This window comes from Streptomyces sp. NPDC007162 (genome assembly GCF_040634175.1).
GTDB lineage: Bacteria > Actinomycetota > Actinomycetes > Streptomycetales > Streptomycetaceae > Streptomyces.
Map to the genome: position 1 here is coordinate 1 of NZ_JBEYFC010000026.1, position 12,192 is coordinate 12,192.

Here is a 12,192-nt window from a genome sequence, read left to right on the forward strand (position 1 = left end):
ACTGCCCTGCGCGGGCACCCAGAAGGCCAGCGGGTCGCAGACCACGTCCTCGCGCAGCTTCGTCAGTATGCGGGTGATCCGCTCCAGGTCGTCGCCCGCCGGGTGCTCGCCGGGGCGCACCCCGACCGAGTGCGCCAGCTTGCGGGTGCGCTGCAACTCCGCGGCGAGTAAATCGATCCGCGCGGGCAGCGCCGACCACACCGCGTCGGCGGTCACGACCATGTCCAGGGAGGTCGCGTACAGCTCGTTCATCCGGTCGACCAGCGTCGCCAGCGAGAAACGCTCGCTGAGCCGGCCCGCCGCCGACAGCAGGGTCGGCGCGTTCGCCGTCGCCGTCGCGCTGCCCGCCACCGTCACCGACTCGCCGCGCAGCAGCTCGGTCAGCTCCACCAGGTCCTCACGGCTCGACCAGCGGCGCCGGGCCCGGATCGCCCGGGCGTCGCGCAACGCGTCCGAGTAGGCGTCGAAGTACGCCCACAGCAGGCTGATCGACGCCTCGGCGGCCGTCCACCGCTCCCGGGTCGTCCCGGTCAGCTCGGCGCCTTCGAGGAGCCTGCGGCCCGCGTGGTCCTGCAGGGCGAGCAGTGAGGTCTCGATCGCCTCGTGCTCCGCGCCGAGCCGCGCCAGCGCACGGTCCACCTCGTCCCGGTCCATCACCGGCCCGGCGGGGTCCGTGACGCCCATCGATCACCTCTCGCTCGCTCGTCGGGGCATGGCCGCGCGGATGCGGGTCAGCTCTTGCGCAGATACTGCGGCGCGGGCGGTTTCGACGCCGTCGAGTCCGCTCCCAGTGTCGCCGACAGCCACTTGGTGTACGAGGCCTGCCAGCCGTCGGCCCGGTAGTCCACCAGGATCTGGTTGACCCGGCGTACCAGATCGGTCGCCTTCTGGTTCATCGCCACGCCGTAGTACTCGGTGGTGAACGCCGGGCCCTTCAGCTCGACCGTCGGATCCTGCGCGGCCTGGCTGGCGGCGAGCGCGCCGTCGGTGATCACCGCGTCGACCTCGCCGAGCTGCAACCGCACCAGGCAGTCCAGCTGGTTGGGAACGACGGTGACGGCGACCGACGAGGGCACCCGGCCGGACTTGCGGTCGGCGGTCACGTCGTCGAGGGCGGTCGAACTGGCCGCAGTGCACACCCGCTTGTCGGCCAGCGTCGCGTTGTACCCCGTGATCGGGGACGACTTGGGGGCCAGCACCTGCTGGCCGGTCTTGAAGTACGGCGCGGAGAACGCGACGTCGTCCAGCCGTGCACAGGTGATGGTCATCGTGCGCACCACCATGTCGACCCGGCCCTGCTGGAGCGCCGGTATCCGCTGACTGGTCGGGATCGCCTTGAACGTCACGTCGTTCGCGTCACCGAGGATGTCCTGGGCGATCCGGTGCACCAGGTCGATGTCGAAACCCTCCAGGTCACCGCCCGAGTTGTTCGGATTGCGGTAGCCCCACCGGTAGCTGTTCTGGTCGACGCCCACGACCAGTTTCCGGGCGGCGCCCTTGCGGGCCTTGATGGCGTCGATCGTCGGGCCGTCCGCGCCCGACGGCGCCCAGGTCTGGTTCTGCGCCTGCGCGTCCACACAGCTGTCGGCCCGCGCCTGGCGGCCGGTGGCCAGCCCCCGGCCCCCGGTACCGACGTCGCCGCCCTCGCCGTGGGACTGCGTGAGCGGCAGCATCAGCACGAACGCCAGCGCCAGGACACAGGCGAGGGCCATCGCGCCCACCCCGCCCCAGCCGCGCAGGGAGATGCGCAACCTCCGCACGAACATCGCCACGCCCCCTCTCACCGGTACTCCGAAAGCCTGCGCCCGATACCGGACAACGCGCCCGCCGCCGCCGCGACCCCCAGCATGGCGGCCCCGATCGGCAGCCCGGTCATCGCGTCCCGCCCGTCGGTGGCCTGCTGCTGGAACTCCCGCTGCTCGTGGTCCAACGCGGTCTTCAGGTTGGCGTCGACGCTGTCGAAGCACTCGCCGGTCGCGTCCTTCGGACCGATCACCTTGGCGAGCGCCGCCGCGTAGTCGCCGTTCTCGTCCTCGTGGCGGGCGTCCGCGTGCCGCTCCTTCCACACCTTCATGTTCGCCTCGGCCGCCATCACGGGCTTGCCGCCGGCCGAGTCGTCGGCGAGCGCCGCGGCCCGGGTGAGGCCCTTGCCGAGGGTGGCCATGTCCTGGTCGAAGGCGTAGTAGTACGCGTCGTACGTCTCGTCGCCGACCTTGACGGTCTCGGCGCCGCGCGACACCAGGCTCAGGTTCTCGTTCCCCCGCGCCTTCAGGGAGGCGATCCGGGCGTCGTGCAGCACGTTCAGCGAGCGCACGCCGTGGTCGTAGGAGTCGTCCAGGCCGGCGCGGGCGATGCTGTGGCCGACGACCAGCCACAGCAGCGTGACGACGGTCGCCGCGGAGGCCGCGACCAGGCCGTGGTTGAGCACCCGGTTGGTACGCCGGTAGTGCCGCAGCTGGGCCCAGCCGAGCGCGGCCAGCGCCAGCAGACCGAGGGCGATCGCCGCCCAGGGGTACGGCGTCGCGTCCGAGTAGTCCGAGACGAGCCGCGCGTTCTCCTTCGTGTAGAGGTCCTCCGCCGCCGGGAGCATCTCCTGCTGCATCTTCTCGTTCGCGTAGCGCAGGTAGGCGCCGCCCACCGGGTAGCCCTGCCGGTTGTAGACCCTGGCCCGCTCCACCAGCCCCTTGTACTCCGGCAGCAGCGTGTTCAGCTTCGCGACGGCCGCCTCGGCGGGGGAGCCGGGCTCGGAGTTGGCGGCGGCGGTGACCAGCCCGGCCGCGGCGTTGCGGATGTCCTGCTCGTACGTCCGGCGGGAGGCCGCCGTCTCCTGGCCGCCGGCCAAAAACCCGCTGGAGGCCGCGGTGTTGGCGTCCGCCAGCGAACGGTATATGTCGGCGGCGCTCGAACTGAGCGGCTGGCTGCGGTGCAGCACGTCGTCGGCGGCGGCCGCGCGGTCGCTCGTCTGCCAGGCGGTGACGGCGCCGAACACGACGATCAACGCGGCGAGTACGGCGCCGATGAGGCGGAGCCGGCCGGGTTCCGTGGTGGCGGCCGCGCGCAGCCGGTCGGCGCCCTCCGCGAACGCGGAGCGGCGCGGGGCGGGTCGGGGGGCCGGAGCGGGCAGGGCGGGGCCCGCTCCCGGCGGCGCCGTACTGCTTGTCGGCGGGTGTGTCACTCGACCTCCCCCATGGTCATCCGGTCGCCGCCCAGTATCGCCGCCCGGACTGGCATTCGGCACCGGCGTTCACTGGATCTTGATCGGATCGCAGCGGAACCCCTGCCCATGAATACGCCGGGGGGTTCGGTTCGGTTCCGGAGGGGTGGTGTGGCGTCGTTTCGGGGCGCTTCACCCCTCGAAGTGGGCCCGCACCCTCCTCTGTACCTCCGCGTCCGCGCCCACCGCGTCCAGGCCCAGCAGCGCGGCGCCCAGCACCGGCCGTGCCGTCACCACGCTCGGGACCGCTTTCGGGGCGCGCGCGGACAGCAGGTCCCGTACCCCGTCGTCCAGTTGCGGATGGCCGCCCGTCAGCACCCCGCCGCCCAGCAGCACCGGTGTCTCCTCGTCCAGCAGCTCGAGGCGCGTCAGCGCGACCGTCGCCATCGCCACGACCTCCTGCGCCAGCCGGTCCACGACCGCCCGCGCCACCGGATCGCCCTGTGCCGCCGTCGCGAACAGCACCGGTGTCAGTTCGTGCCGGCGGCCGTACTCGATGTGCTCCAGGTGCAGGGCCTCGATCAGCGCGTACATGGACGGCAGGCCGAAGTGCGCGGGCAGGGTGCGGGCCAGGTCCGTCGGCTCGCCCCGGCCGTCCTCCGCCCGTGCCGCGTGCCACAGCGCCTCCTCGGCCAGGCCCCAGCCGCCGCCCCAGTCACCGGAGATCCGCCCTATCGCCGGGAAGCGGGCGGTGCGGCCGTCGGGGCGCATGCCGACGCAGTTGATGCCCGCGCCGCACACCACGGCGACCCCCCGGGGCTCGGCGACGCCGGCCCGCAGGATCGCGAAGGTGTCGTTGCGGACGGTCACCGAACCGCCCCAGCCGCGGGCGGCCAGCGCCGCCGCCAACTGCTCCTCCTCCACCGGAAGATCGGCGTTGGCGAGGCAGGCGGAGACATGGGAGGCCGAGGTGACCCCGGCGGCGGCGTAGGCCTCGGCGACCGCCTTGGCCACCTCGTCCACGGCCTGCTCCACGCCCACCACCGGCGGCCGGAAGCCTCCGGCCCGGGCCGTGGCGAGGACCTCGCCGTCCGCCGCCACCACGGCGACGTCGGTCTTGCTGTTGCCCGCGTCGATGGCGAGGACACTTGCGGTCAGGCCCACGCGAGGTGCTCCCGGTTGTGCGCGATCAGTCGGTCGGTCAGGGCGTCGGCGTACTCGTACTGGCCGACCAGGGGGTGGGCGAGCAGGGCCCGGAAGACCCGGTCCCGGCCGCCGCGCAGGGCCGCCTCCAGGGCCAGCTCCTCGTAGGCCGTCACGTTGGCGACGAGCCCGGCGAACAGCGGGTCGACGTCCGGGATCGGCAGCGGCCTCGGGCCGGCCGGCCCCACCGCCGCCTGCACCTCGATCACCGCGTCGTCGGGCAGGAAGGGCAGCGTGCCGCCGTTGTACGTGTTCACCACCTGGTAGGGGTTGCCGGCGCTGCCGAGCAGTGCCGCGGCCAGGTCGACCGCCGCCTCCGAGTAGTAGGCGCCGCCCCGCCGGGCGAGCAGCTCCGGCTTCTCGTCCAGCGCCGGGTCGCCGTACATCTCCAGCAACTGCTTCTCCATCGCGGCGACTTCGGCGGCCCGGGACGGCTTGGTGCGCAGTTCCCGCACCACCTCGTCGTGGGCGTAGTAGTAGCGCAGGTAGTACGAGGGGATGACGCCGCCCAGGCGGTCGAGGAGGGCCGGCGGCAGCTTCAGGTCCGCGGCGATCGTCTCGCCGTGTTCCGTGAGCAGCTTGGGCAGTACGTTGTCGCCCTCGGGGCCGCCGAGGCGGACCGCCGTCTCCCAGGTGAGGTGGTTGAGGCCGAGGTGGTCCAGGTGGATCTCGGACGGCGTGACGCCGAGCAGGCCGGCGAACTTCCGCTGGAAGCCGATCGCCACGTTGCACAGACCGACCGCCCGGTGCCCGGCCTGGAGCAGCGCGCGGGTCACGATCCCCACCGGGTTGGTGAAGTCGATGATCCAGGCGTTCGGGTTGGCGCGGCGGACCCGCTCGGCGATGTCCAGGACGACGGGCACGGTACGCAGGGCCTTGGCCAGGCCGCCGGCGCCGGTGGTCTCCTGGCCGATGCAGCCGCACTCCAGGGGCCAGGTCTCGTCCTGCTGCCGGGCCGCCTGGCCGCCGACGCGCAGCTGGAGCAGCACCGCGTCCGCGCCGTCCACTCCGGCGTTCAGGTCGGAGGTCGTGACGATGCGGCCGCCGTGTCCCTGCTTGGCGAAGATGCGCCGGGCCAGTCCGCCCACCAGTTCCAGGCGTTCGGCCGCCGGGTCCACGAGGACCAGTTCCTCGATCGGCAGGGTGTCCCGCAGGCGCGCGAAGCCGTCGACGAGTTCGGGGGTGTAGGTCGAGCCTCCGCCGACCACGGTGAGTTTCATAAAAGGGTTAACCCTTCACTCCGGTGAGCGTGACGCCCTCGACGAACGCCTTCTGGGCGAAGAAGAACACGAGGATCACGGGGGCCATGACCAGCACGGTCGCGGCCATGGTGAGGTTCCAGTCGGTGTGGTGCATGCCCTTGAACGACTCCAGGCCGTAGGAGAGGGTCCAGGCGCCCGGGTTCTCCGAGGCGTAGATCTGCGGGCCGAAGTAGTCGTTCCAGGCGTAGAAGAACTGGAACAACGCGACCGCCGCGATGCCCGGTCGCGCCATCGGGACCACCACCCTGAGCAGGGTCCTGAGGTCCCCGCAGCCGTCCACCTTGGCCGCGTCCAGGTACTCGTTCGGGATCGTCGTCAGGAACTGGCGCAGCAGGAAGATGGAGAACGCGTCACCGAACGCCATCGGCACGATCAGCGGCCACAGCGTGCCGGACAGGTCCAGCTGCTTCGCCCAGAAGAGGTACATCGGGATGATGACCACCTGCGGCGGCAGCATCATCATCGAGATCACCAGCATCAGGGAGAGATTGCGCCCCCGGAAACGGAACTTGGCGAGCGCGTACGCCACGGGGAGCGAGGAGACCACGGTCAGGACGGTGCCGAGGCCGGCGTAGAGCAGGGTGTTCTTCCACCAGGTCAGAAAGCCCGGGGTGTCGAAGACCTTCTTGTAGTTGCCCCACTCCCAGGTGTGCGGGATCAGGTCCCGGCTGAGTGCCTGGCTGTCGCTCATCAGCGACGTCAGGAACACGAACACGAACGGGAGCGTGAAGAACAGGGCGGCGGCGACGCCGAGCGAGTGCACCGCCACCCAGTTCAGCAGCGCCTTGCGGCGGGCGGTGCGTTCGGCCGCGGAGACCGGCTCGCGGGACAGTTTCGCGGGGCGTTCCAGCACTTGGGTCATCGTCAGTCACCTGCCTGGATGAGACCGCCCCGGCGCCGCATCAGCAGTGCGGTGAACGCCATGGACAGGGCGAAGAGGACGAGGGCGACGACACACGCGGAGCCGTAGTCGAAGCGCTGGAAACCGAGGTTGTAGACGAGCTGGGGAAGGGTGAGCGTCGATTTCTCCGGATACCCGGGCTCGAACTGCGTGCCCGCGCCCTGGATGACACCGGAGGCGACCTTCCCGGCGATCAGTGGCTGCGTGTAGTACTGCATCGTCTGGATGACACCCGTGACGACGGCGAACATCACGATCGGCGCGATGTTCGGGAGGGTGACGAACCGGAACCGCTGCCACGCCGACGCGCCGTCCAGCTCCGCCGCCTCGTACTGCTCGGCGGGTACGTCGAGCAGCGCGGCCATGAAGATGACCATCAGGTCGCCGATGCCCCACAGCGCCAGCAGGGTCAGCGCCGGCTTCGACCAGGTGGGGTCGTTGAACCACCCCGGCGCCTGGATGCCGATCTTCTCCAGGAGGGAGTTGACCGGTCCCGTACCGGGGTTGAGGAGGAACGCGAACGCCATGGTCGCCGCGACCGGCGGGGCCAGGTAGGGCAGGTAGAAGAGGGTGCGGAAGACCCCCGTCCCCGTCTTGATCCTCGTGATGAGCATCCCGATGCCGAGGCCGAAGACGACCCGCAGCGAGACCATCACGACCACGAGCCACAGGGTGTTGCGCATCGCGGGCCAGAAGAAGGGATAGTGCTCGAAGACGTACGTCCAGTTCTTCGTGCCGCTCCACGTCGGCGGTCTGAAACCGTCGTAGTGCATGAACGAGAAGTAGACCGTCGAGATCAGCGGATACGCGAAGAACACCGCGAAGCCGATCAGCCAGGGCGACATGAAGGCGGCCGTGCGAAGTGCCGACCTGCGGCGCTTCGACGCCAGAGTGACGGTGCTCATCGCTACTTCGCCTGTGCGATGTCCGTGTCGATCTGCGCCGCGGCCTGCTTCAGGCCCGCCTTCAGGTCGATGACCTTGCCGCTCTCGTAGTCGTAGCCGAGCTGCTGGACGGTCGTCAGGTAGACACCGCCGTTGACGGAGGCGGGCGCCGTGGTGGAGTCCGGGTTCGCGGCGATGTCCAGGAACGTCTTGAACCGCGGGTCGTACGTCAGCTTCGGCGACTTGAGGGCGGCCAGTGTGGAGGGCACGTTGTGGATGGCGTTGGAGAAGTTCACCACCGCGTCCGTGTCGGTGCTGATGTACTTCACGAACTCCCAGGCCGCGTTCTGCTTCTTGCTGGTGGCGGCGATGCCGGCGATGGTGCCGGTGATGTAGCCCTTGCCGTACTGGGCCACCTGGTCGTCCGGGACCGGCAGCGGGGCGACGCCTATGTCGAACTTCGGCTTCGCGTCCAGCGCCATCCCGAGCCGCCACTCACCGTCGAGCTGCATGGCGACCTGGCCGGTCTGGAAGGGGTGCTTGGGGCCCCACTCGTCGCCCAGGGTGGCCCGGAACTTCTCCAGCTTCTGGTAGCCGCCGAGTTGGTCGACCAGCTGCTTCTGGAGCGTGAACGCCTTCTCGAAGGCCGGGTCCGTCGCCACCTGCGACTTGCCCTTGCTGTCGAAGTACGTCGGCGAGAACTGCCCGAGGTAGTGCTCGGTCGTGGTCTCCCAGCCGTGGTAGTCCGGCATGAAACCGAGCTGCTTGTAGCTGTCGCCCTGAGTGATCGTCAACTTCTTGGCGTCGGTCTCGAACTCGGACCACGTCTTCGGCGGGCTGGTGATGCCGGCCGCCTTGAACGCCGTCTTGTTGTAGTAGAGCCCGTACGCGTCCCCGAGCAGCGGCACCGAACAGCGGTCGCCGTCGAACTGGGTGTACTCGTTCATCGCCTTCGGGAACGTGGTCTGCGGATCGATGCCCGACTTCTTGAAGAAGGGGTTGAGGTCGACCAGCGCGCCCGAGGAGCAGAACTTGCCCACGTTGTTGGTGGTGAACGACGAGATGACGTCCGGGGCCCGGTCGCCGCCCGAGCGCAGCGCCTGGTTGATCTTGTCGTCGGTCATGTTGCTGACGACCTTGACGTGGATGTTGGGGTGCGCCTTCTCGAAGCCGGCGATCAGCGCGTCGACCGCCTTCACCTCGTTCGGGGCGCTCCAGGCGTGCCAGAAGTTGATCGTGGTGTCCGCGGAGGCGTCGTCGGAGGCACCGGAGGAGGACTGCCCGGTGCAGGCGGTGGTGAGCAGGGCCAGCGAACTGGTCAGGACGGTCAGGGCAAAAGCCGTCTTTCGGGCGGTCGAGGGTGTGCGTGTGGGCATGACGGGATCTCCCAGGGGCGGGCGGTGGGACGAGGAAGCGGGGGAACCGGGGGCTGGCTAGCGAGAGGTGTCGAAGACCTCGTCGCGGGTGGTCGCGAGCGCGCTCTCCAGCGCGCCGCGCAGTACGGGGTGTTCACGGACGTCGCCGACGACGAGCCGCGGCCGGGCGGCCGCCAGCTCCTCCAGCTCGGCCTGGACGAGGGCGCGCAGCACCTCGCCGCCGGCGGTGAGCACGGTGCCGCTGAGGACGACGAGTTCGGGGTCGAGGACGGAGACGAGGGAGGCGAGACCGGTGGCGAGCCGGGTCGCGTAGGTCTTCAGGAGTTCGCGGTGCGGTCCGGTGCCGTGGTCGGCGGCGCGGGCGACGAGCGCGGCACCGGCCTCGGCGCGCGACCCGGTGGGCAGCTCCTCGATGCCGAGTTCCGCGGCGAGCCCGGGCAGCACCTGGGAACCGGCGAGGGCCTGGTAGCCGCCGCTGTTGGCCTTGGTGACCTGGCGCACCAGCGGGGTGCCGGGCACCGGCAGGAAGCCGACCTCGCCGGCGCCGCCGGTCCAGCCACGGTGCAGCCGGCCGCCCAGGACCAGGGCGGCACCCAGGCCCTCCTCGTTCCACAGCAGCACGAAGTCGCCGTGGCCGCGGGCCGCACCGAGCCGCTGCTCGGCGATGGCGACGAGGTTGACGTCGTTCTCGTACTCGACCGGCATCGGGAGCGCGGCGGCGAGCTCGTCGAGCAGCGTGGGGGAGTGCCAGCCGGGCAGGTGGGAGGCGTAGCGCAGGCGGCCGGTGTTCGGGTCGAAGGCACCCGGGGTGCCGATGACCAGCCGGCGGATGTCGTCCCGGGCCAGCCCGGCCGCCTTCACCGCGCCGTCGAGGGCGTCGGTGACCTGCCGTACGACGGACTGGGCGGAGCGGCGGCCGGGGGTGGGGAGTTCGTACTCGCCGACGGTGCGGCCGGTGATGTCGGCGACGGCGGCGCGGATCCGGTCGGGGTTGACGTCGAGTCCGGCGGCGTGGGCGGCGGCCGGGTTCACCGCGTACAGCTGAGCGTTGGGGCCGGGACGGCCCTCGCTGGTGCCGGTGGCCAGGACCAGCCCGGCCGCCTCCAGGCGGGCCAGCAGCTGGGAGGCGGTCGGCTTGGAGAGGCCGGTGAGCTTGCCGATCCGGGTGCGGGACAGCGGGCCGTGCTCCAGCAGCAGGTCCAGTGCGGCGCGGTCGTTCATGGCGCGCAGCACGCGAGGGGTGCCCGGCGTACCGGCGGTTCCTGCCATGTGGTTCGACACCTGCCTTTCCAGCCGCTCAGTTTCCCAGTGACCAGGGTGATCGTCCAGCCGGGTGAGGCGTCCGGACCGCCACCCCTGATCACTGTTAGGAAAGTTTCCTGTTGGCTGGAAAACGTAGGGCGCCGGACGGGGGCCGTCAATAGCCCATGGGTGCGGCAACCCAGTCGTTACCTGGGGCGGGAGGGCCGCGGACATGCGAAAGGCCCGTCCGGGACACCGGACGGGCCGTCGGGCGCGGGGCGCGCGGGCGCGCGGGGGCTACTTCACCTTGATGTAGTCACCCGTGGCCGTCGCCGCCGCGGTGGTCGCCGTACCGGCGAAGGTGTAGCGGTAGCAGCCGCTCTTGGACGCCTTCACCGTGGTGGACAGGGCGCCGCCCGCACCGGAGGTGACGCCCCTGACGTTCGTGTAGGCCGTGCTGCCCGCGGCGCGGAACTGCAGGGTGACCTGCTGTCCCGAGTAACCCCGGTAGGCGGTGAGGTCCCAGTCCGCGCGGGTCGGCTTGCGCGGATCTTGGGGCCTGTGTCGGCGGCGCGGAACTGGTGGTACAACTCCCCGGCGCCGTCATTGTGGCTGTGTTCGGTTGCGGCGGCACGATGCCCATCCCCTCGACGTACTCGGGCCGAGCAGGCGCTTGACACGCTTCCTCGATCGCGATCGACAAATCGATGGGGTCCTGCTTCGGCTCCATGACCGGCTCCATGACGGGTTCGGCACTCGTTCCTGGTACTCCTCGTCACGCTGATGCCAGGCTGAGCCTGCGGTGGTTGCCCCACCCCTCACTCGAACGAGTGTGCTGAACCGTTCCGCTACTTCCCGGGTGCCGTCGTGCGCTGCGGCGGTATCGGCGTCGTCGCCGCCACCTGCGGGGAGTCCGCGTCCGCGAAGGCGGCCGGGGCCGCCACCGCCGCCACCGGATCCGCTTCCTCCTCCTCGGAGAGGGCGGTCGGGGCCCCGCCGACGATCCGGATGTCCGCCGCGTCGAAGGCCCGCTTGATCCGCCAGCGCAGCTCCCGCTCCACGGTCAGCGCCTTGCCCGGCATGGTCTTGGCGGAGAGCCGCACCACCATCGAGTCGAGCAGGACGGAGTCCAGGCCGAGGATCTGGATCGGGCTCCACAGCAGCTCGTTCCAGGGCTCCTCCTTCGCCATCTTCTCGGCGACCTCGTCGAGGGTGGCCCGGACCCGGTCCAGGTCCTCGCTGGACCGCAGGGTGACGTCGACCCCGGCGGTGGCCCACCCCTGCGAGAGGTTGCCGATGCGCTTGACCTCGCCGTTGCGGACGTACCAGATCTCACCGCTGTCGCCGCGCAGCTTGGTCACCCGCAGGCCGACCTCGATCACCTCGCCGGAGGCCACCCCCGCGTCGATCGTGTCGCCGACGCCGTACTGGTCCTCCAGGATCATGAAGACGCCGGACAGGAAGTCCGTGACCAGGTTGCGGGCGCCGAAACCGATCGCGACACCGGCGACACCGGCGGAGGCCAGCAGCGGCGCGAGGTTGATCTGGAAGGCGGACAGCACCGTCAGCGCCGCCGTGCCCAGGATCACGAAGCTCGCCACCGAGCGCAGCACGGACCCGATCGCATGCGACCGCTGCCGCCGCCGCTCGGCGTTGACCAGCAGCCCGCCGAGGGTGGTGCCCTCCGCGGACTCGGCCGTCCGGTTCATCCGGTCGATGAGTTTGGTGATCGCCCGCAGCACGACCCTTCTGAGCACCACCGCGATCACCAGGATCAGCAGCACCTTCAGACCGATCGCCAGCCAGGTCGACCAGTTCTGCTCGACCCAGCTGGCCGCGTTGGTGGCGCTCTCCTGGGCGTCCTGGAGCGTGGGCACCACCGGGGTCGGCGATCCCGAGGGGGACGGCGACGGCGACGTACCGGCGGCCAGTAGGACGGCGGGCAAGGACACGGCGGGTACCTCCAGGCGGTGCGGTACTGCCCTCCGGCACGGCGATCAAGGTCAGGTACGGCGGTTCAAGGTCACGAAAAGGTCACCGGACGGGCAGGAACACCACACTAACGGGGCACTGTGTGGAGTCCGGACCGATACGCGAAGAGAGACCGCGCCCACTCCCGCTTGAACAGCCCGCTTGAACAGGGCGTCGACCGGGGGATGAATGCGATGTG

9 protein-coding genes and 1 pseudogene are annotated in these 12,192 nt (G+C 70.6%); all 10 read right to left on the minus strand.

The window, feature by feature from the left end:
- Positions 1-684 (minus strand): annotated as a pseudogene (locus ABZ646_RS05280) (hypothetical protein); the annotation flags it as partial.
- A gap of 47 nt (positions 685-731) precedes the next feature.
- The gene (locus ABZ646_RS05285; RefSeq protein WP_360513142.1) at positions 732-1,766 is read right to left on the minus strand and encodes a glutamate ABC transporter substrate-binding protein; all 1,035 of its coding nucleotides are present in this window, start codon (positions 1,764-1,766) and stop codon (positions 732-734) included.
- A gap of 14 nt (positions 1,767-1,780) precedes the next feature.
- Positions 1,781-3,124, minus strand: a complete 1,344-nt coding sequence (locus ABZ646_RS05290; RefSeq protein WP_360513186.1) for a hypothetical protein — start codon at positions 3,122-3,124, stop codon at positions 1,781-1,783.
- Positions 3,125-3,346: 222 nt separating this feature from the next.
- Positions 3,347-4,318: a BadF/BadG/BcrA/BcrD ATPase family protein gene (locus tag ABZ646_RS05295; protein ID WP_360513144.1), complete on the minus strand. Its 972-nt coding sequence runs from the start codon at positions 4,316-4,318 to the stop codon at positions 3,347-3,349.
- Positions 4,309-5,577, minus strand: a complete 1,269-nt coding sequence (locus ABZ646_RS05300; protein ID WP_360513146.1) for a 6-phospho-beta-glucosidase — start codon at positions 5,575-5,577, stop codon at positions 4,309-4,311. The genes ABZ646_RS05295 and ABZ646_RS05300 overlap by 10 nt, the downstream gene beginning before the upstream one ends.
- Positions 5,578-5,584: 7 nt before the next feature.
- Positions 5,585-6,481 carry a carbohydrate ABC transporter permease gene (locus ABZ646_RS05305; RefSeq protein ID WP_360513148.1) on the minus strand — a complete coding sequence of 299 codons (897 nt, stop codon included), beginning with the start codon at positions 6,479-6,481 and terminating at the stop codon, positions 5,585-5,587.
- A gap of 2 nt (positions 6,482-6,483) precedes the next feature.
- On the minus strand, positions 6,484-7,425 hold the full coding sequence (locus ABZ646_RS05310; RefSeq protein WP_360513150.1) for a sugar ABC transporter permease: 942 nt from the start codon (positions 7,423-7,425) through the stop codon (positions 6,484-6,486).
- Positions 7,426-7,427: 2 nt separating this feature from the next.
- The gene (locus ABZ646_RS05315) at positions 7,428-8,780 is read right to left on the minus strand and encodes an ABC transporter substrate-binding protein (protein WP_360513152.1); all 1,353 of its coding nucleotides are present in this window, start codon (positions 8,778-8,780) and stop codon (positions 7,428-7,430) included.
- A 57-nt stretch (positions 8,781-8,837) separates the two neighbouring features.
- Positions 8,838-10,049 carry an ROK family transcriptional regulator gene (locus ABZ646_RS05320; RefSeq protein ID WP_360513154.1) on the minus strand — a complete coding sequence of 404 codons (1,212 nt, stop codon included), beginning with the start codon at positions 10,047-10,049 and terminating at the stop codon, positions 8,838-8,840.
- Between the two features lie 821 nt (positions 10,050-10,870).
- Positions 10,871-11,974, minus strand: coding sequence for a mechanosensitive ion channel family protein (locus tag ABZ646_RS05325; protein ID WP_360513156.1), 1,104 nt, complete (start codon positions 11,972-11,974; stop codon positions 10,871-10,873).
- Between the last annotated feature and the right edge of the window lie 218 nt (positions 11,975-12,192).

What these genes read in the sequence shown, in the direction of transcription:
- ABZ646_RS05300 (WP_360513146.1), bottom strand. Translation starts at nt 5,577, where the DNA reads ATGAAACTCACCGTGGTCGGCGGAGGCTCGACCTACACCCCCGAACTC.
- ABZ646_RS05315 (WP_360513152.1), bottom strand. Translation starts at nt 8,780, where the DNA reads ATGCCCACACGCACACCCTCGACCGCCCGAAAGACGGCTTTTGCCCTG.
- ABZ646_RS05310 (WP_360513150.1), bottom strand. Translation starts at nt 7,425, where the DNA reads ATGAGCACCGTCACTCTGGCGTCGAAGCGCCGCAGGTCGGCACTTCGC.
- ABZ646_RS05305 (WP_360513148.1), bottom strand. Translation starts at nt 6,481, where the DNA reads ATGACCCAAGTGCTGGAACGCCCCGCGAAACTGTCCCGCGAGCCGGTC.
- ABZ646_RS05320 (WP_360513154.1), bottom strand. Translation starts at nt 10,049, where the DNA reads ATGGCAGGAACCGCCGGTACGCCGGGCACCCCTCGCGTGCTGCGCGCC.
- ABZ646_RS05285 (WP_360513142.1), bottom strand. Translation starts at nt 1,766, where the DNA reads ATGTTCGTGCGGAGGTTGCGCATCTCCCTGCGCGGCTGGGGCGGGGTG.